The organism is Desulfosporosinus cupriresistens (assembly GCF_001707885.1).
In the GTDB taxonomy this organism is placed as follows: Bacteria; Bacillota; Desulfitobacteriia; order Desulfitobacteriales; family Desulfitobacteriaceae; genus Desulfosporosinus.
Genome location: NZ_MASS01000004.1, coordinates 101,347 through 121,211 on the forward strand (window position 1 = coordinate 101,347; position 19,865 = coordinate 121,211).

Below are 19,865 nucleotides of genomic sequence, written 5' to 3' on the forward strand. Positions count from 1 at the left end.
AATATCCAAAGTTAGGCAAGTTATCTGCCTATATGACACTCAAGCTTTTATTCAGGCTTGAGCTTTTTTAAGCCTAACTTCGTATAATTTGCAATGGATAATGGGAAATTAACTAAAAACCACATACTGAAATAAACTTATCTTTAATATTATTATTTCTTTAATCTAGCCATATATCTTCATATACTACTTTTGATAAAAACCTAGTCCTATTATTAACATCTTTTTCTGAAAACCGTTCATTTTTAGAATAATGCTCGACAAAGTCATTTACCATTGCATATCTGGACTCAGGATATCTTTTAATTTTAAATTTAAAAAGTCTATCTGCTAATTCACCATTCAACTTTTCGCCCAAAGGAAGGAGATTACCGATTAATCCCACAAAAGGTGCTTTTGTGGATTCAGGTACAATGTGTTCGATAGTAAATGATTGTGGTCTATATTCGTCTGATTGTGCAAAATGATTGTCTAATTTCTTTAGTATATACTGAACTAATTTTTTGCTTCTTTGTTTATCAGATGTATACTCAATTTCCATAAATTTACTTTCAAATATTTCGTATGGGGGTAATGTTTCTTTTAATGCGTTTATTAATTCGATAACACAAGTAGCAGTTTCTTGTTTATTTGCGCACTGTCTCATCCTTCTGGCATAACTAGAGTATCTTCTTTCTAATCCAGAAGCTCGTGAGGAGCAGACTGCAGTAAAAACAAAATGAAAATGTTCTAAAAATCTTAATACTTTTATATAGTTTTTGTGACTTATTTTGTTAGATTCTTTTGAAGCAAAAAGCGCTAATAAAAACGTTCTCACTTGAGAAGTGTTAAAAACACTTAAAGCTTCCAATGAAGTAAACACTGCAAGATTCTCAGGTTGTGTCCATTCATTTTCATTTGGATTTACAATACGATTATATTCAATTGATTCTTTTTCTAGATAATTGATAAAATTTGTATAAGACGCTATATCCTTCGAAATTATTTTTTGAAAATCTTTTACTAGTTTTTTAGTAGTAGTGAACCCATATTTCGATAACCAAAAGTGGCGATAAAACGTCATTATATCTTCATTGCACTTTGAAATATTATTACTTATAGCTTTCCACTTTTGTGCAGCAAAGTCTATAGGTTCTTCATTAGTGAGAATACTAAAAATAGAGTTTTTGATTATATCAATTGCAGTTAAATCCTTGCCTTTGGCATTTAATACTTCAAAAATAGTATATGCATCTTCAAAAGACTTAACGGTAACATATACTACTTTGCAAATAAGTATTTGATCACGTACTGCCTTTAATGCATCAGCATAAGAAATATTTTCTAAGGATTGCGGAAATTTGCTTCCAATATCTTTCATTAAAGCAGTTTTTTCTAAATGCCTTTCAAAGAATGTATATGCATTCAAAATTCTTTTTTCCTCCTGATTTTGGGGAACACGTGTGTAATCTAGCTGTTTTTGTTGGATTCTGTATTGGAAGAATGGTTTAGGATTTTCTGCTACAACTTTTGAATATTCATTACCATCACTATCTTCAGCAAGGATATACGCAAAAGTTGCGTTACTAAGTTTATTTTGTCCATCTTTAGCAAAAGTTTGCGTCAAGGCCGAAAATCCTATAGTAAATGTCATCAATCGCTGTTGTCCATCGACAATATATCGATTCATATTTACGGAATCATCCTCGTCGCCGACTAAAACAAGTGAACCGAGAAAATACTCTTGAGCAACTAGAGTTTTTCCATTAAACAAAAGATTCTCCATTAAATCTTCCCAAATTGTTGATAATTCTTCTGTTTCCCAAGAATATTCACGTTGGAATCTTGGAATTATATACTTCCTTTTGAGTCTTAAACAATCATCAATACTCATTTGTGTAGCCTTAAATTCCACAAAAACCGCCACCTTTACTCTTAATTTAAAGTTGGAGTTTATTATTATAGCCATGTAGCATGTTCAGCTCAGCTTCCCCTAATAGACACAACGCCTGCCTTCGTTTTAATCGGTTAATGGAAAGCGTTTAATTGCGTGGGGTTTAGTAGAACTAGTATTTAGTTGCATGGGTAACTGGAAGTTAGAGATTTTCGAAAAAGATTTTTCTGTTTAGTCCTCGTCTGCCTTAAGCTCTTCAATTGAATCAATAATATTGATGTTAACAACGTCTCCGTCCGTAAGCGTAATAAGATATTCCGATAGAAGCTGACCCTCAAAACTTTGTTCGATGACCTGTAGGTCCTTTTCAGTTAAATATGCTTGACCCAAAAACTGCTCAACTTTTTTAGCTATTGTATAAACAGCGTACAGCTTTGACAAACGGCTCACCCTTTCGAAAAACTTCCTAATTGTCACTGATTGGCAATCGCTATAATTTAATGTACAAATTATGCCAAGTGTCTAGGGAAGTGAGCTCAATACACCCTGTATGTGTAAAGTCCTCGGAAAGTAAAACCATCTCATTATTTATCAATAAAGCATAATAAGTTTCATATCCAGGTGAAAGTTTTCTACGTGCTTTTGATACAATTAGTAAAGCTTCTTTAGCACTATTACGAAGAACCTCTATTGGATTGTCATGAGAGTCTTGAATGACTAGTCTACTCGGATGAAAAAAAAGCAAATTCTTTTTAGTGCAAACCATTTTATTGAGGCTTTTTATAGTATCTTTCATATATTTATCTGCTTTATCTGTTAATATGATCTCGCTATTTTCGTTTAGAGAAAAACTATGACTGACTAAAAATCCCCAAATATTTGGAAATGGCAAAGATGATTCCCTGCGCATGGATGCTTTTGAAGGAGCACTCATCGTCACTCCTTTACATAGAGTTACCTTAGTGAGACTCGTTTCATTCACATTTTGTGCGCCTTCTTGGCTCAGTAAGAGCTTAAAATCTACGCTGTAACAACCATTATTTCCAATTGCATCACATTGACCATTAGACTCAGATTTTGGAGCAGAAAAGCCCCCACCGCTCTTTTTAATGAAAAAGGGAATGCGATTTAGACATTCCAACAATAAAGGCTCGTAATTTTTCTTTTCGTATAACTGTTTCTTTGGTATTTCTAATTTAATACTTGATTCCATAAATACGCCTCAAATCATATTCGCATTATTATAATAACGTTTAGTATGCGAAGCGAGAATAAAACTGTTGAACATATAAATTATCCATTAAGCTTACCTCGCCTAACTGCAACCTTACGGAATTCCGAGTCATATGGAGTCATCGGCTTATTCCAAAAAAAATCTCAATTCTCTATTAGTCGCTATTAAACCAAGCGTGTCATATTCCGCCAAGATTAGCTAAAACTTCTTAACCCTGAACTAACTTTGCCCAATGAATCAATAAGTACCACGACTTCTTCGTCAGATGGAGTACCCTTGGTTCCTCCTATTGACTACCCCCTTAATCACTGGCCTAATCGTGTTTAAACTGGATTTAAAATCCGGCATCTTCAACGATCCTTTTTCTCAGGCAAAACTAATATCCAATTGAACCTCTTTACCGTCAACATCACGATTACAAAATTTAATTTTCCTACCCTGTGGGGGTAATGATAGATGTCAGACGCGCATCTCTTTCAAGACCACGTCCCAGTTATTTAAAGTGGCATCCAATTATATCTCCATCAGCCTTTAACTAATGCAGTAATAAATCCCTTATTATGCTGTCATTGAATTATCTCGAAAAACAAGTCTTTAGCGTACTCTTCATTCCCTATAAATTCTTCTGCTTCAATCATATCTTCAATAAGAATCTTAGCAAGTTTGCTTAAAACACTAGCATTTCCCGAAAAGCAGATTTCACCTTCATCTATATTAATATAGCTTAACTGAATGAGGCTTCGCAATTCATTACTAATATTATCTTCTGTTGACTCTAATTCCATTAACAAATTTGACATGTTAATTGATGAAGAATCATTGTCGAACAAATTATGTATCATAACTTTTATTATCTCCCATTGCCAAGTATTCATTGTCTTTTTAACTTTTCTGCACTTTATTATTTCTTTTTCATAATTCTCATTGAGATAATTTTCATTGACAATATATCCATCTTCGTTCTCATTGTTTTCTTCGTACAGAATTTTCTCTGAATTAATCTCAAAGTAGTCAATGAATTCATCAATCCAATATTCATTAATATACTCCGCCAGACGTTGCTCATCCCAATAAGAGATTCTAGTATTTTCGCCCTTAACCTTTGCTTTATTAATTAATTTCCTTGCATTTTCATTAATTTCCCCTGTAGTTGCAACAATCAAACGGCTAATATAATTAACCTCACCTGAATCGACTGAACAAATTTCCTTCTGAAATGCTTCTTCTGCTTGATTTTTTATTTCTTTTATTGAATTATTTGTTCCCTTAGCACTATAGGTAATGTCACCTTTTTTAAATTGTATTCCAACGTATTGTTTAAATTTTTCTGGGTGAGAAAGTTCATAATATTCTATATCAATTCCTTGTTCACCCGTTCCCCCTGTAAATTTAACTCCTTTTGAACCCATCTTTTTTAAAATAGGAACAAATATATCTTTAGCCATTTTGTGCTCATGTAAGGCATTTAAATATCTCATTATTGTTTTATCGTCAATATACATGATCTACCTCCTATATATACTTTCTTGCTAAGATATATTGTCATAATTACCATTATATACGTTTTTCGCTCAGTTTTGTACACGATAATGTAAACCCCAATGTACCCCAATGGGTTTCTAAACCATACCCTAAATGGGAGTTTAACGAACCAAATAATATTTTTAGCAAAGTAAGATAGTGTTGCTTAGTATGATGAAGGAGTAAAATAAAGGTAAACTTACCATAAGCGGCGAAATGATTTCAAGGTGTTAATAACGGAAATTTATGCGAACATGTTCGCATAAATTTCTTTGACAGATAATAACGAAGTTCGTTTAAAACGCAATGTGATATTTCTCGATATGGAGGTAAAAAATGTGGCGCAATTTGATTATGAAGCCTGGAAAGACCGAATTGCTAACCGTACGGATATTACTGGTATGGTTACACATCTTACAAAGCCAAAAGATATTACATTAACTACAAAGGACGAAAACGAGATTAACTTTAGAGCAGTTGATTCTTTAATTAACATATTGAAAGAAAGAAAGATTTATGGGAGTACAACCCAGTCAGGTTTTATCATAGGTAATACTCCTGCTGTTTGCTTTCAAGACGTTCCATTTTATGGATTGATACAGAATGTTGAATATGAAAAAGAGTTAAGAATGACGGACAAGTCGCATAAAATACGTTATTGTGGCGTTGGGCTAGTATTTTCGAAGTTTTACATATTTGGGAAGGGTGGAAGGCCTGTGTTCTATGAACAGACAGAGAAGGCTAAAAAGATTCTACCAGAAAATGAGTATTGGAGAGTTGTAAATTATCAAGTCTTAACAGGTAATTCCAAAATAATTGACTGGACTCATGAAAGGGAGTGGAGAGTTCCTGGAGACATAGAGTTCGAGCTGAGTTTACCTCATATTGTTCTATATGATAAAGCATGTTGGGACTATTTTAACGACATGTGTCCTGAGGATATAATTCAACAGGTTTATGGTACAACAATCCTAAAGAGTCTATTGATGTAAACATCTGGGGCCCAAAACGTTACATAACACATAGATTTTCTAGATAATAATTATAACACCAACGTGCTTATTGATAACGAGTGCCCTTTTTAGCTAAAGTTTTTCACCCAGACACCTATAAGAACTTTTGGGATTAACATTCGCCGCCCAAGGACGTTATTCCACCTGCCTCGAAAAATAAATTGTCGCGGCAGGTGGAGTACATTGTTATATGACTACCAGTTAATATAATTTGCAGAAAGCTTCTTGAAACGACTATCAAGGACACACTTTCCCGTACTTTCGATGTTGCTGATCAAAAAATCCAGACACTCGATGAGCCTAGCGTTAACTACACTTTGCTTTATGATCTCCAAAGCAGATTTAGCTTTGGTACGACATGAAGAAGCTTCTAACTTTCGCTGGATTTCGTAATTAGCTAATGCAGACATTGCGTGAGGAGTGTATTTATCTCCGATCATTGATAAGATATGTTCATAATAAACCTTTCCTCTTGGAGATACACCATTACAATAAGAGACATCACGACCAATACAACACATTAATATAACTGTCACTAACTTCTCAGCATTGTTTGGTAAAATGTCTTTTTGTTCTTGAACATATGACGCAATAAGGTCCGCAACAGGAGCTTCGTGGTGGAAATTATCCCAGCTATTATGTTTATCCAGAAGTTCATCAAGCAAGGTATCAACTATTATTACTCTCTCGTTTGGAGTTCTGTACGGATTACCACCAACAACCTGTAAGAATTGTTCACCTAATTCATACTTTTCTTTGTGTAAATTTGTGTTGTATCCTTCAAGAATTATCCCGATTTTGTATTTTGGATCATCCAGACAATTAGCCCAGATAGCCGGAGCAATCAGTGATATATTTTTCCTGACCAGAGGGTCAGTATCAGTAGACACATATATTCCAAAGGTGGTACGGATAATGCTGGCTAAATGATGACTGGCAAGCTCTGCAATTTTAGACTCTATTGTTTTTTGGTTGGCTGGGTCAAGTGGTGAGGTGTAAGTTCTAAGATTCCGAATGAATGCTTGTACTTGAAGTGCTGCTTCTGAAGGGTGGTCATTTAGAACATCTTGTATACATGTCTGTAACCATCCTAAAAGTTCAAAGGCATTAATTGTATAATTGGTTGGATGTGAAATGCCGATATCATTCCGCATTTCAAGTATATGTTTGAGTTTTTTATATGTGGTGTCGGATATAAGTTCAAGCTTTCGGCATGTGTCAAGAAGAACAGCATCTTTCAAAGATGCAAGGTCTTCCTCAGTCTGGTAAAAATCTCTTGCTTTGCCTCCCACGGCTGAATCAAAAAAGATGTCTATTCCATAGGCGATTGCTTTTTTCCAAAGGTCTAGAACAACTTCGTTCCAGATAGCATTAAGTGAGTAATCGAACAAACCAAAGCCAGCACCTACAACAAATTTAGATAGATACCTTGCGTCTCTTTTTATTGCAGAAGGTAACGATTCAATATATGTGGGCAAGTTCTTTGCAATAATATTGCGTTCTGATTGATTAGCAATTATATTGTCGAATGGCAAGCCAATTTGTTGAAGAAAATCAACAATCAGCTGTGCCTGAGGGTCTACAATTTCTACAGAAACGACTTTTGTAAGTTCACTCATATTTACGCCTCTCCTCATCTAACAATAATTAAAGTAGTTAGCTTAAATGCAGACCTCTTGGTTCCTTTTTACTATCTGAAGGTATTCCACAGCTTGTTAACCTTCATCCAATTTCTGGCTTCAACAAACTCCAATTCATATATTTTGTCAATATTTCTACATATTCGCAAAAAATCCTTTAATAGTGTGAATTTATTTAACTGTATCTCTGTTTCATGATTCTTATTTCATTTTAAAGGTTATCCACAACCTGAGCTTTCTTCTTTAAGCAGGTTTTCTCCGATTACCCATATTCAGTATCACTTCTTGTAGAATGCTCTTCGGAGAAAGACAAACTACCCTTTAAGGGTGATATGGCAGTATGCCCTTTTGAAATCCCATTAGAAAATAAGGTTTCTGCTCCGGCTGCAGCTGGGAGATTAGTATCGGTTAGGGAGTTCAAATATCCTTCAGAAAGGCTGTAAGAGGATTGGGCATACTTCCCCCTTGAAGTTTGGGCTTCAAGGATGCCCTTTTGACGGAGTTGAGATAAGGCTTCTTTTAGGCTTCTGTAGGCAACACCTAAACGTTCTGACCAGGCTTTTTGAGTTTCAGTGACGGTTTTATGTTGCTGGAGATCGGCAATGATATCAGCTTCGACTTCCTGGATATGGTCCCTTCTCCGATCGCGGGGCTTAGCCCATTTGTACCAGCCTTTTATCTGTGCAGATAGGCCAGTTATGGATGAAAGGACACGGGGGGAGGCATGGTGGCGGCCGGTAATGACAGAGCGATAGATTTTCTCAATCTCAGCCATAGGTAGGGGTTCTTTGAGGTCTTTATTCCAAGCATGCAGCTTAGTGTGGATTTCCTGTGTAGGGATACCTGCATCCCATAGGCACAGGCCAAGACCATAAGCCCAGCGGTTTCTTTCACCTTTTTCAGCGGCCGACTCTTGAATTCGTTTCCCGGCAGGAGTGGCCAACAAAGTGCCGATGTAGACAACCTTATGCTTCTTTTCCTTGGATGCTTTAATCGGTCGGCGAGCTTCATACCACTTAGAGAGTTCTTCCCAGGTAGTTCTGCTATAGGTGTCTGTGTAAACAATATTGGACATGGTTGGACAGCGTACCCAACGTTCTACACCGACGGCGCAGGGGTCAGCTTCCAGGGCTTCTACCATGGCTTCATGGATTTTCGAGACTTTGGCCAGAAGGATATCATGGCGGATTCTGAGGGGTTCAGATAAGATATTCCAGGCTTGATAGTGGCCAGGGGTAGCCGTGGTGATAATCAGCTCCGGCGTGGGAAGACCGGCAGCGTGATAGAGATCGAGGATTTCTTCCGGGGTAGTGCCTTGGGGGGTATCGAAATCGCAGACAAAAGCCAGGACGTGTCTTACATAGCGGCGTTGGCGGCGACGGGCAAAGAAAGTGGATGCAGTGATATAGGTGTAATCTTTGGATTCGAGATCGGGTAACGTCCACAGTAAACGGGAGTCGGATTTTATATTGGAGCCGAAAACCAGACCGTGATCTTTCTTTAGGTTGTTGAGTTTATATGGGCTGGTTTCAGGCAGTACGTAAGCATAAACTTCAGATAGCATTGAACCAACCTTTCAAATCAAAATCCCGAGCAAGAAAGCTCGGGATTTAGGCAATTACTTAGGTTTATTAGTCATGGCATGATATAATTAGGTTAAGAATTTAATTATCTTTAGTATTGTTCCCGGTCATGTGCCGGGAATCTTTCTTTTTATGGGGTATTGAAAAGGAATGATTAAGATACTCTCAGTCGTTTCTTTTTAATTTCTTCCGGTGGTATGGCAATTAGGTAATCGCTCATGATGTTTGTCCAGATCATGCGGTTAGGACTCGGGTCAAATAGATCTGGTGAGTAAGCAGTAAAGTATACTTGTCGCTCTGGATGTTTACTTACGATCTGCCGGAGAGTTTGGCGGTCATTATCTGGAGTAAATGAAAAGAGAAGATTTACAGAGGCATCTTTGACCACTTCAAGCGTTTTATTCAAATCGCTTAGTTCATAAGGTTTTGATGCGGCTGTAATTATCCGAATATGACTCACCATAAAAGCGTTTAGGTTTTGCTCATAGTCAAGCATTTTACCAAGATCGAAGATGTTAAAGTCATAGTCTGCTAGACTGAAGTTGACTTTCATGGTGTGAAAATGCACCCCTTTATGCTCAGCACTTTCGTCATTAACCGCGATATCGTAATATGGCAGCCAATTAAGCTGCTTGGTTGGATCGCACTCTACATAAGCTACTTTTGCTCCCAGGCTTGATAGGAAATAGGCCAGATTCAAAGCAGTTGTGGTTGTTCCCGTCTTTCCAGTGATCCCTGCAACTCCTACGGCTATCCCTTTTCTTTCTTTTTCAGTATCCAATCCTAATTTCGTTGTCTTATTGACCACCACATAGTCTACTGGCTCCTGTTCCGACCCCTTCTCTTTTTTGGCTTTCACAGACTCAGTTTGGGACTTAGCCCGTTTCACTTTAGGCCCTGGCTCTTCGATCGGTTGGATTTTGAATCGTTCTGCTTTCTCATAGCTCATTCCTTCGGGACTGATACACTCCAGGATTTCCTTCTTGATCTCCTCCGGATCTTCGGCCGTGACAAAGTTTCTTACTCCGGCATCATAGAGTTTGGATAGCAACTCATCACCTGGTTTCATTCCTTCGGCTAGATAGACTATTCTTGCGTCATACATAGCCCGAAAGCCGAGAATACCTTCAATTAACTCTTCATCAGTGTCGTTAAGGGCTTGATGATCAATTGCAACATACTTGATATGACTGAAGCTACGCATATCTCGGATGACAAACTTCTTAAGGTTAAATTCCCCGGAAAGTTTTTTTATCGGGATAGTTTCATCTTGGATAAAGTCGAATAGACCAAGATTTAAATTACTCGTTAGGTAAAGTAACATCATAATCAACTCCTTGCAGGGTGAAATCGGGATGAATTTCTATGGGCATGGGTTCTCGTTTATCCTGAATGAGCAGGATGACGGCGACAATTAGGATAAAAGTATAGATAAATAATTCAAAGATTGTTTTACGTCCCTTCACTAGAATTTTCCTCCTCTTCGCTTCCTTTTGGGGCGTATAGGTAAGGTACCGGGTCCGTATGGCTCCAGGACAATCTGGAGGTTCTGATCTCAAAATGGAGATGGTGGCCAGTGCTGGTACCTGGATTTGGGTCAAGCTCCGGATCTCCTCCTTCTAAACCGATGATGTCACCGGTGAAGATCTCTTGATCGGGAAGGGCGAAGATTTTGGATAGATGGGCATAAAAAGAGTAGAAAGTTTCATCCGGATCATCGTGTTTGATCAAGATGTAATTTCCGTAATTTTTGTCGATCCCTACTTTGACAACTTGACCATCGGCAATACTCTTGATTTCGCTATGCCATTCCGGAGCAATATCAATACCCGTGTGGAAGCTCGATTTGCCCGTTACAGGATGGACTCGTTGACCGTAGGGTGAGGTGATTACACCTACTACTGGCATAGGATATTTTCCGTTTAAGATAGTGGCTCCCGTTTGGAGGCGGACTTTATCACCATGCTCCGCACGGAAGGCTTGGAGGGCTGCCATTTCGTTTGGGTTCGTGAAAAAGCCCGCTATGAAAGATAGCGGGCTTGCAAGGATATAGGCAAAGATCATGAGGATTAGAAGAACTAGGGCTATAGGTACTGAAAAAAGAATTAAAAGGTTCCTTCTTCCATCTTCGTCGGCGGCCAAAGCAACCAGGCGAAAAAGGACTTTACTGGTTACGGGGTCGGCCATGCGCTCACCTCACTATCTTCCTCCGGCTTTACCCATGTATTCAAATTTGTAATCGGGTATTTCAAAGTTAGCTCTCAGACGTTTTGATCCAACCATAAGAAGCGCTTGCCCACGTTGTTTGCTGGCCAACAGCTCCTCCTCTGCATCTGTTAGATTGTAGAGTTCTTTAGTTTCCTTTAAATTGCTTCCATCGGTACCCATGAGGATCTTGAAGCAGGCCATTTCGAGTAAAGGTTGTCCATACATCTTAATTTTAGGATCAAGAAAATCTACTACGCTGTGAGATATAACTCCAAGGGCCCCCTCATATTTCCGAACACCTTTTGAAACATTTCTTAAGAACATAAGACTTTGGGGGACATTTGGGTCAATCATATAGTAAGCTTCATCACAAATAAGCATAACTCTTTGGGTTGGGTCTTTGACCATTTCGTCCCATGCCCATTGCAAGAGATTAAAATATTGAGCGGACTTAATATTATTTGAAGTTGCTTGCAAATCCTTGGTATCTAAACAAACACACTGGGAATCTGATTGAATCGTTGTATGCCCATTCCAAAGAAAACTATCTGAGCCTATAGCGATATCCCTAAGTAATAAACCTAAATCATCGTAGTCTTTTTGATAAGGATTATTCTGTTCCTTAGCTTTCTCAGTAATTTGGACATGAAGATCTTCCATAATAGGAAAATCGGTATTCTTTAGCTTTTTAATTTCTGTATCCCAAAAGATATTAAACTTGTTATAAATCTCAATGATTTCGCTTTTTAAAATTGCTTTTTGCCTATCACTTAACGAAGGAATATACAGGCTAAAAAAGATTTCTAAGCTTTTGATATATAAAGCCATATCTCCCATTCCATGGCCATCATCAGCGTAGAGGTTATCAGCTTCACTTTCATCATCTTTGGCCGCCGTTCTAATTTGTAGAGGGTTAACTTTGCCTTTAGATCCACCACCGGCATTAATCCAATCGCCATTCAGGTTAAGTGTAAAGTCTCTGTATTCCCGATGGGGGTCAATAAAGATGATCTTAGTTCCCCTCATATATTCTGATAATCCAATGTGTTTTATATCTGTAGATTTACCCACTCCTATGGTTCCTGTTATAACAAAATTCGAATTTGTTCTATCACCTCCCCTGATCCACGGGTCCAGAATAATAAGCCCACCTGCTGCATCCTTTGCGAAGTAGTAACCCGTTCCATCGTTATAACCTGACGAAGCGAATGGAAAGCCTCCAATAAAGCTAGAAAGGGGTACTGGGCGTTGGGTAATGTTTTCTACTTTTTCATTTGTGCCATAAAAAGGAGAAAGCATTTTTAAACCTTCTCTTTGCAGATTAGCGAGAACTCGAACTTTGCATTTTAGTCCGGCTACAGTGCTTTCCACCCTACGGCATACCTTTACGAAAGTTTGGTCATCTCTCGCAATAGGCATGACAATGACGCTCATGAGGCCTACTGATTCTCCGTCTTGGTCTATTTGGGCTAGTATCTTTTCTGCGTTATCCGCTGTTCTCACTGCCCTTTGGCGGGTTAAAGGATCTTTTGTGCTTTCTGCGGTGCCCCGATTGAGACGGATGGTTGAAGACAGGGTATCAATAAATGCCCCTGTATCTGTAGGGGTAAAGGTAATAGATACGATGGTGGATGGGATGTTGGTGATTTTGGATAACCACCCATAATCAGGATCTTGATGGTATTTGATTAGGCCATAAGCTTTGCCTTTGTTTTCTCCAATGGTGAGCGTGTTCCGGGTGAAGTTAAGCCCCATAGGGGTGATGACGTTCAAAAGTGCATTATTAACAGGTATAGACTCTGTTCGTTTTGCCATTTAGAGCTCCTTTCGATCAGCACAAAGCGGCAAGACTAAGACTTGCCGCTTTGTGTTAATTTTTTATTCGCCAAGGGGTTCGACTTCGATTTCAAGGGGTTTGCCAGCGAATTCTGGCGATATCAATCGGGTTACAACATTGCTTGCTTCGGTGATAGTAATAGATTTTTCAGCGAGTTTACGAGATAGGGATTTTGAAAAAACAATCTTTAAGTTGTCGCCGTTGGCCTTTAAAAATTCTTTTTGTAGGTCTAGAGTTAATTCGCCTTGAGTAAGCTTTGCTCTTCTTTTCTGGATACATTTTAATCTTACATAGATCAATGTATTTCGACTGAATCGGAAAAGTACAAAGACCATGAGCAAGCTCCCAGATAGTCCAATTCCAGCTAACAGATTTTCTGTGCTAAAGAAGTTTTCTGGAAATAGACTTGCCAATCCGAACCATTTCCCTTTGACTTTTGAGTTCATATCAACAATAATCTCTAACTCTTTGAGTGAATCGTTCGCCGAGAGTTGAACTTGGGCTGTTTCGACAATACCTTTTTCCCCTAAAGCATTTGCTACTTGATCTCCAGTCATGGATTTGACTTGGCCACCTTCTCTAACTGTAATGGAATTCAAGAGAACCAGATCTTTAGATATGCTCTCATCGGCAAGGTAAATCCTGTGGGCTCCCATTTCTACATTAGCAAACTGAAAGAAGCCTTTCTTATCAGTGTAGGTGACCCTAGGGGTAGAGTGTAGCTCAATCCTGGCATCTGCAATAGGATTGCCTTGGCGGTCTTTGACATAACCTTTGACTACCCCGATTTCCGTAGTTTTTGTCGGTATGTTCAGCAGAGAATTATCTTTCATAGTTCCTTTCACTTGGTTTCCCTTCTGGATTCCAGCTTGGCTAGTCGCATAACGCTCACTTGCGTTACTAGGCTTAGGTTTAGTGGATGTAGTCACGGCAGTCTTACTCTTTTCATCTATTGGTGTTTGTAGAATAGACTCATCGGGGATATTTTCGGGAACGGTTGTCACCGGTACTGTCGGTTTTGGAGTTTCGGGCTCAGGGATAGCCGGTGGTGTAGTTGGAGTAGGATCTATTGGTTTTGAAGTTGTTGGAAGATCTGAACTCCCTGAAGGCTCAGAATCAGGGGGACTAATAACAATAATTTCTGCGGTTGCTAACTTTCCTTCAAATCCTGCTTGGATAATTGCCTTGCCTTCACTTATCCCTATAACTTTTCCTGTGCCATCTACAGATGCGATTTCAGGATTGAGGCTACTCCATGTGGCCACATTAGTTACATTTACTATCTTGTTGTCTGAATAATGAGCCATGGCCTTTAAAGAGAGGCTTTCTCCTCGCTGGAGTTGGCTTTGGTCTGGTTCAAGATTCACAGCCTTAACGATAGCAGGGGTTACTTCTACTTGAACCCTTCCTATCACACCCTCTAATTCAGCTTGGATGGTTGTCTTACCCTGGCTTCTACCAATTACCGTGCCGTGATTGACGACGGAAATTTCCGGATTAAGACTTGACCAAGTTGCCTGACGGGTCACATCTACCTCGGTTCCGTCAGAGTAAGTGGCCATGGCCGTGAGGGTAAACGCATTACCAAGATTGACCGTTCTTTCTGGCTTCACTTCAATGGAGGTGATGACCGGGTCGGTGACTGTAATTTCTGCTGTTGCTAACTTCTCTTCAAAATTCGCTGAGATCGTTGCCTTACCTTTGGCTACACCGATGATTTTCCCATGATTGTCTACGCTGATATTTTCTGGCGAACTGCTTGACCAGATTACTCCCTCCGTGATCGGGGAGTTGGTATTTGTGATTCCGTTGGAATAATAAGCAGTGGCCGACAATTGCATGGTTTGTCCAGCAGGTATTTCTAATGCCCCTGGTTCAATTTCAACTTTAACAATTCTGGTTACAGCCACGGTCAAAGTATAGTTAAATGGGATATCTATTTCCTCCCCTTTACCATCTTTGATTTTTATAGAGATTAGATTGTAGCTACCATTTGGAAGATCATCTCCTGTAAACGATACAGACCAGTTATTTGTATCCGGCTCTTCGGAGGGAGTATCCGTTAATTCGAAGGTCTTTTCGCTCTCCCCTACTGTTGCTGATACGATTAATTTATCTCGGTCTAGGTCCCACGCACGTCCGGATAAAGTAAACGCTTCATGATCAGTAATCATCGTATCCCCTGACGGCTCTGTCAGGCCATAATGCAGACGGTTGCTATAGAAGCTATCCTGCATCTTCAAAAATTCATTTTCAATCCTATCGCCATTCCTAGCTTTCACCCAGAGTTCATATTCTGTATCTAGGTTTAGACCATCCAGCACTCGTTCTATTTCGGCAGACCAATCTGAGGTAGCTATAACCGTTCCATCAGACTTTGATCTAACTTCAATAAGGGTTTCAGGCGGTTCTTCATTTTGTTCATTATTGGTAATGTTCAACGTGATACTTTCGGTCGTTAAAGTTGTAATCTCTACTCCGATAGGATCAAGAGCCAAGGTATAGCGCTGTACCTCCTCAGAATAATCGCTCTCATTGCCAACAGAATCTCTGGCTTTGTATTTGTACTGATACTGCGTATTCGGGGTCAATTCCGTGTCCACAAAAGATTCAGCGGTCCAGCTTCCTACGTCATCCCCATCACGGTTGTACAGAAATGAGGCTTCATGGAGTCCCGTTGCATCATCCGCCGCATCCCGAGTAACGGTAATCTGGTTCGTACTATCGGCCGTGGCTGTAGGCTTATTAACCGACGGGGGGGCTTTATCAATATTGTCAATGACAAGTGAAACTGTATTGGAATAATCTATGCCATCAGAACTTCTAGCATAGATCGTTAAATTTTCTGGTACGATAACCGGTGTTTCGTAAGGTAGCCATTCTCCATCATTGAGTTTATATTCCTTAACTGAGGAATCATCCGGATAGTAAATAGTTACCGTTACATCTTGGTTTGTCGGTTCTTCTTGATCGACGTCCCACTGAGGTGGCTCAAGCTTTAGCACATATTGAATTTCAACATCATATTCATACAGATTTTCGTACTCCCCCTTATACATTGTTCCTGAATAATCTTGTTTCCAGATACGCGTATCGGAGGCTGGTTTTGTGACTGTGCCTGAATAGTTTTGTGTCCATACTCTTGTATCTGAAGCAGGTTTTGTGACATTTCCAGTGTATGTTGCTTGAGCACTATAAGTGGTATAAGTATAATAGGTTTTTATGAATCTTGCATAAGTATAATGTTCTCCAGTAATTGAATGTATCCAGTCTCCTGGTCCTTGAGTAGGACCATCCCATTCATAACTTGTCACACTTAGAGCATCTTGATAACCTCGCTCTGTTTCCAACCAACTTAGAAAACTATATTCAGACAAGGACAAACTAGTTATGTTACTAGAATTTTTAAGCGCTGCCCATGAAGAGTCAATACCCGACTGAATATACGTATTCCATGTTGTTGTGCCTTTTGTAAGTAACCCAGTATACCCGCCATCATTATAATTATAGGTGTATGGCAAGTTGTCAGTTTGAGCGATTTGATAGTAGCTTGATTGAGAATAAGTCATTGGTTTACTATCAGCTGGTGTGTAACTACCGCTGGAAACATAAGCACTGCCACTCGTTGATAGAGTTCCCGCATATCCATCTGAAGAGTATGAAACTGATACAGGTAAAGAGCCGGAACTACCGCCTGCACTGGTCGCCCTTGTATCCGTCGCTGTTTTACTGTCTTCTGGAATATCACTCCCACTGGCGACATAACTACTCCCGTCTTTAGTTAGAGTCCCGCTATAACCACTTTCATCAGAGTAGGCTATGCTCGATGTAAATGAGTCTGACGACGATGTTTTTTGATCTGTTTCCGTCTTTGAATATTTATTTGGGTTCCACTGAGTTCCTTTAACTTCGCCGCCGGAAAGGTTCAATGTAATTGTGTCACCGGATAGATCATAATCCACAAAGCCATTATCCACCGTTAACTGAGTAATAGCTTTTATATTAGGTATATCTAGTGTTTGGATCGTTTCTGGGGTAACTGAGCCGTTAATTCTCACATTTTTTGTATATACAGGTTGTTGGTACCCTTCAGCAGCTAAAGCTTGATTAGGGAATAGGGCAAAACCCTGAAAGAAAATGAGAAGACTGAGAAAGACAAGCCTAATTCGTTTTTTCATACCATTTCCTCCTTTTAAAGCATTGGGAACGTTGGACTAATATCCGTATCTTCAAGATGAACATAAGCCGGATTATTAATCAGATTACATAACCGAGTGATATCCTTTTCTTTAAGAATTTCACACGGCACTTTGCTGCTCTCGAAGGCTGCTTTTACATCCTTGGTGCGGCGGGCAATGTCCTGTTCACAGTCGTCTTCGTAATGTTGCCATAGGGGTAAATAAAACTGACGTTCAACGACTTCGCCGCTGAGAGCGTAATTGCTGATAGCCGCTGTTTCCTTGCGAAGTAGCTCTTTTTGCTTTGGGTTCGATGATGTGGCTAAGAGTTCAGCGTATTCATTGATGAGAGGGCTTATATCGACCGGGCGGGATACGGCTATGAGTTTGAGGGTCTGCTGATCTCCGGAGAGTTCGGCTGTAAGCCTTCGAGTGAGGGATTCTTTTTCCCGTTGGCTGAGTAGGTCTATGCTGACGGCATCGATTTTTAGATATTGAAAAATAAGATGATCTCTTGTGTAGAGGTATTTGTCCCGAATGTCTTTGACATTTGTGAATTCCTGGGCGGTTTCTTGGTCTTTGTTTTCGGCTTTGCGTTGCTTCTTTTGTTTTTCGATCATAAAGAAATAGACCGCACCTCCGATGAGTACGGTCAACAGGAAGATGGCTATTGAAATTAAGAGATTCATGGTCGTTTTTTCACCTCGCTGTTATTTTGATTTTCACAGAAGGAAAATTAAATTATAGAGTTTAACGTTTAATAGCCCAAAAATGATGGTTATCAAACCTGCTAGAGCATAACTGATACTGACGGAAAAATACTGCCATGTTAAACTGAGGGCAAATAAATAAATCCCTATCCATCCAATCATCAAGCTAATAACCAAAAGGAGTGTGAGAAGTTGTTCTATCGTTTTCAAAGGCCTTGTCGAACTATTGTGGCGTTTATCACAGGATTCCTCTTTCTTATTCTTTTTTTCCTTGCAGTTATCTTCCTGCACATTTTTCACTTCATTTCCTTATTCAATCCCTGGATCTATTACGCGACCTCTGCATTAAATCTGTTATTAACCATCAAACTTATATTCTACTTTGGTACCTACAGAGTTTCGTCTATGTTTAACTTATCAATAGAAACTAGGCAATTGACACTTTGTATGAGAATATTCCCCTTCGTTAAAATGGTTAAATCCATGAAGGGTGATACTAGAGCCTCAGCCGTCAGATTCTATAAAGATTTTGTTAAAGCCGCCTCTATTGCTGCTGATCGATATCCGGTGGGCACAAAATTCTGTACTAAAACTTGGCTACTCAACTCTTCTATACTTACCCGGCTTAGTCGCAAGGGCTTCGAGGTAACGCCGATCAGCCTTAGTAAACCAAGAAGATTTCTAATTGCAGTAACGGCCAGGCTTGCCCAAGGTAATTGGGACTTGTGGAAAAAGATTAAAGAGGCACAGTTCTATAAAGTTTCTTGGACCAAAAATGAATTAAAAAGCATCAAGCGTTACCAATAAACTTCGCCGCTTCCCGTGGCCTTTGACTTAAGGGTTATTGGCCATGATCCAAAGGGTCCAAATCCAAAATCGAATTCATGAGATAGGCTTACAGTAAACTCATCATTAAGCTGGATACGATTTCCCGAAAGAAAATTGGCATTCCATGTAATAACGGGATCAAGGCCTGTTTCTTCTTTAAGGTTTTGGATTTTGGTATTGGCCTGCGACCCTACTTGTCCAGTAATTTCTACCTGACGTCTTACTTCATCCGCAAAGGTATTGAGTTCATGTTTAGCGATAACAACTGGATATATCGCTAATGCTAACGCTATAACCATCACTGAAGCTAAAACGATAACGGCCGTGTCGATGTAACCTTCGCCACGTTTTGATAAGATAATTTTTTTCATATTTCTCCTCTCCTAAAACATTTCTCCGGTAGCCGTGACTAAGTGCATCCCAATAGCAATGACAAAAACCATGATAAAGCAGCCTAGCAAAGCCAGGGAGTATTTACGCATTTGCCCAGGACGTTTTTGCGCTATCATTTTCAACTTTTGAAATTCAATCTGTTTAAACCCATGGGCCAAGCGCTGAAAATACAGCACGTTATCATCGCCGCGGATGACTCCAATCAGACCGCGCACTACCTCAGACAACATGGAGCTACCTACCCGGGCATCAAGCTTAGATAGAGCTAATTCTTGATTGCCTGTTTTCATGTCAGCCACAGTGATTTCGAGTTCCTTCTCTAGTCCCTTTCCTGCTTTTTTTCTATGCTTATCTAGAATGGAGACTACATTCCTACTAGCTTTCAGTTCCTGTTCAACGTTGAGTACAAAACGTGGCAATTCGTTTTCAATCGCTTCCCGCTTCTTTTTCAATAACCTATCCACGCGCTGAACCTCATAAAAGTAGACATAGATTGCAAGAACAATTAACCCTAGCGCAATGGGAGGAAAAATGAGCAGTGCCGGGATAATGCCTAAGAGGCAACACCCGGCTTTAACTATAGCTTGAGCCATGTAAGTTTCAGGAGTATATTGAATTCCTGTCGATTTCAAACTGGCTTTAAGCCTTCGTTGTTTATACTCGTTCAAGCGAATCCATGGGGATAATTTGACGGCTAATTGCCAGATCATGGTCTCCGTCGCCTTGGGCTTATTAACTCCTTGCTTTTTGTAACTCAAGATCGTTTTTGTCGCAGCATGGCTAGGTAAATCCAGCTGAGCTGTCAACAAAAAATACACGCCTCCTGACATTAAGCAAGCGAAAAGAA

Annotated in this window: 17 protein-coding genes; 2 read left to right on the forward strand and 15 right to left on the reverse strand. The window is 39.5% G+C overall.

The window, feature by feature from the left end:
• Positions 1 to 160 precede the first annotated feature (160 nt).
• The 4 genes from DSBG_RS02770 to DSBG_RS02785 all read right to left on the reverse strand — a co-directional run bounded on the left by DSBG_RS02770 (position 161) and on the right by DSBG_RS02785 (position 4,609).
• Positions 161 to 1,894 (reverse strand): DUF262 domain-containing protein, encoded by a 1,734-nt coding sequence (locus DSBG_RS02770; RefSeq protein WP_176716146.1) that lies wholly within the window; start codon positions 1,892 to 1,894, stop codon positions 161 to 163.
• A gap of 210 nt (positions 1,895 to 2,104) precedes the next feature.
• Entirely contained in the window at positions 2,105 to 2,323 is a 219-nt protein-coding gene (locus DSBG_RS02775; RefSeq protein ID WP_242877388.1) for a hypothetical protein, read from the reverse strand.
• Positions 2,324 to 2,363: 40 nt separating this feature from the next.
• On the reverse strand, positions 2,364 to 3,086 hold the full coding sequence (locus tag DSBG_RS02780; protein ID WP_068962697.1) for a hypothetical protein: 723 nt from the start codon (positions 3,084 to 3,086) through the stop codon (positions 2,364 to 2,366).
• A gap of 587 nt (positions 3,087 to 3,673) precedes the next feature.
• Positions 3,674 to 4,609, reverse strand: coding sequence for a restriction endonuclease (locus DSBG_RS02785; RefSeq protein ID WP_242877385.1), 936 nt, complete (start codon positions 4,607 to 4,609; stop codon positions 3,674 to 3,676).
• Positions 4,610 to 4,966: 357 nt separating this feature from the next.
• Here DSBG_RS02785 and DSBG_RS02790 point away from each other — a divergent pair, with 357 nt between their 5' ends.
• Positions 4,967 to 5,620 carry a DUF2971 domain-containing protein gene (locus DSBG_RS02790; RefSeq protein WP_083236695.1) on the forward strand — a complete coding sequence of 218 codons (654 nt, stop codon included), beginning with the start codon at positions 4,967 to 4,969 and terminating at the stop codon, positions 5,618 to 5,620.
• 215 nt (positions 5,621 to 5,835) lie between these two features.
• Here the strand turns inward: DSBG_RS02790 and DSBG_RS02795 are convergent, their stop codons facing one another.
• The 9 genes from DSBG_RS02795 to DSBG_RS23370 form a co-directional block, all read right to left on the reverse strand.
• Positions 5,836 to 7,260, reverse strand: a complete 1,425-nt coding sequence (locus tag DSBG_RS02795) for a hypothetical protein (RefSeq protein ID WP_141694221.1) — start codon at positions 7,258 to 7,260, stop codon at positions 5,836 to 5,838.
• Between the two features lie 283 nt (positions 7,261 to 7,543).
• Positions 7,544 to 8,845: a primase C-terminal domain-containing protein gene (locus DSBG_RS02800; RefSeq protein ID WP_068962700.1), complete on the reverse strand. Its 1,302-nt coding sequence runs from the start codon at positions 8,843 to 8,845 to the stop codon at positions 7,544 to 7,546.
• 173 nt (positions 8,846 to 9,018) lie between these two features.
• Positions 9,019 to 10,191 (reverse strand): HAD family hydrolase, encoded by a 1,173-nt coding sequence (locus DSBG_RS02805; RefSeq protein ID WP_141694222.1) that lies wholly within the window; start codon positions 10,189 to 10,191, stop codon positions 9,019 to 9,021.
• Positions 10,166 to 10,330: a hypothetical protein gene (locus DSBG_RS22815; RefSeq protein WP_176716139.1), complete on the reverse strand. Its 165-nt coding sequence runs from the start codon at positions 10,328 to 10,330 to the stop codon at positions 10,166 to 10,168. The genes DSBG_RS02805 and DSBG_RS22815 overlap by 26 nt, the downstream gene beginning before the upstream one ends.
• Positions 10,317 to 11,051, reverse strand: coding sequence for a M23 family metallopeptidase (locus DSBG_RS02815; protein ID WP_068962703.1), 735 nt, complete (start codon positions 11,049 to 11,051; stop codon positions 10,317 to 10,319). The genes DSBG_RS22815 and DSBG_RS02815 overlap by 14 nt, the downstream gene beginning before the upstream one ends.
• Before the next feature lie 12 nt (positions 11,052 to 11,063).
• Complete coding sequence (locus DSBG_RS02820) at positions 11,064 to 12,887, reverse strand: VirB4 family type IV secretion system protein (RefSeq protein ID WP_068962704.1); 1,824 nt, start codon at positions 12,885 to 12,887, stop codon at positions 11,064 to 11,066.
• A gap of 63 nt (positions 12,888 to 12,950) precedes the next feature.
• Positions 12,951 to 17,087 (reverse strand): Ig-like domain-containing protein, encoded by a 4,137-nt coding sequence (locus tag DSBG_RS02825; protein ID WP_068962705.1) that lies wholly within the window; start codon positions 17,085 to 17,087, stop codon positions 12,951 to 12,953.
• Positions 17,088 to 17,101: 14 nt separating this feature from the next.
• Positions 17,102 to 17,776: a flagellar basal body-associated FliL family protein gene (locus DSBG_RS02830; protein WP_068962706.1), complete on the reverse strand. Its 675-nt coding sequence runs from the start codon at positions 17,774 to 17,776 to the stop codon at positions 17,102 to 17,104.
• A gap of 33 nt (positions 17,777 to 17,809) precedes the next feature.
• Positions 17,810 to 18,097: a hypothetical protein gene (locus DSBG_RS23370; RefSeq protein WP_068962707.1), complete on the reverse strand. Its 288-nt coding sequence runs from the start codon at positions 18,095 to 18,097 to the stop codon at positions 17,810 to 17,812.
• Between the two features lie 183 nt (positions 18,098 to 18,280).
• Here DSBG_RS23370 and DSBG_RS02840 point away from each other — a divergent pair, with 183 nt between their 5' ends.
• Entirely contained in the window at positions 18,281 to 18,604 is a 324-nt protein-coding gene (locus DSBG_RS02840; RefSeq protein ID WP_207647207.1) for a hypothetical protein, read from the forward strand.
• Here the strand turns inward: DSBG_RS02840 and DSBG_RS02845 are convergent.
• Both DSBG_RS02845 and DSBG_RS02850 read right to left on the reverse strand, forming a co-directional pair.
• Positions 18,595 to 18,996, reverse strand: coding sequence for a DUF4320 family protein (locus DSBG_RS02845; protein WP_068962709.1), 402 nt, complete (start codon positions 18,994 to 18,996; stop codon positions 18,595 to 18,597). The genes DSBG_RS02840 and DSBG_RS02845 overlap by 10 nt on opposite strands.
• A gap of 12 nt (positions 18,997 to 19,008) precedes the next feature.
• Positions 19,009 to 19,827, reverse strand: coding sequence for a hypothetical protein (locus DSBG_RS02850; RefSeq protein ID WP_083236696.1), 819 nt, complete (start codon positions 19,825 to 19,827; stop codon positions 19,009 to 19,011).
• Positions 19,828 to 19,865: the final 38 nt, after the last annotated feature.

Coding starts and splice junctions, on each gene's coding strand:
- DSBG_RS02795 (WP_141694221.1), bottom strand. CDS start 7,260: ATGAGTGAACTTACAAAAGTCGTTTCTGTAGAAATTGTAGACCCTCAG.
- DSBG_RS02830 (WP_068962706.1), bottom strand. CDS start 17,776: ATGAATCTCTTAATTTCAATAGCCATCTTCCTGTTGACCGTACTCATC.
- DSBG_RS02780 (WP_068962697.1), bottom strand. CDS start 3,086: ATGGAATCAAGTATTAAATTAGAAATACCAAAGAAACAGTTATACGAA.
- DSBG_RS02815 (WP_068962703.1), bottom strand. CDS start 11,051: ATGGCCGACCCCGTAACCAGTAAAGTCCTTTTTCGCCTGGTTGCTTTG.
- DSBG_RS02785 (WP_242877385.1), bottom strand. CDS start 4,609: ATGTATATTGACGATAAAACAATAATGAGATATTTAAATGCCTTACAT.
- DSBG_RS02840 (WP_207647207.1), top strand. CDS start 18,281: ATGAAGGGTGATACTAGAGCCTCAGCCGTCAGATTCTATAAAGATTTT.
- DSBG_RS02805 (WP_141694222.1), bottom strand. CDS start 10,191: ATGATGTTACTTTACCTAACGAGTAATTTAAATCTTGGTCTATTCGAC.
- DSBG_RS02800 (WP_068962700.1), bottom strand. CDS start 8,845: ATGCTATCTGAAGTTTATGCTTACGTACTGCCTGAAACCAGCCCATAT.
- DSBG_RS02825 (WP_068962705.1), bottom strand. CDS start 17,087: ATGAAAAAACGAATTAGGCTTGTCTTTCTCAGTCTTCTCATTTTCTTT.
- DSBG_RS02845 (WP_068962709.1), bottom strand. CDS start 18,996: ATGAAAAAAATTATCTTATCAAAACGTGGCGAAGGTTACATCGACACG.
- DSBG_RS02820 (WP_068962704.1), bottom strand. CDS start 12,887: ATGGCAAAACGAACAGAGTCTATACCTGTTAATAATGCACTTTTGAAC.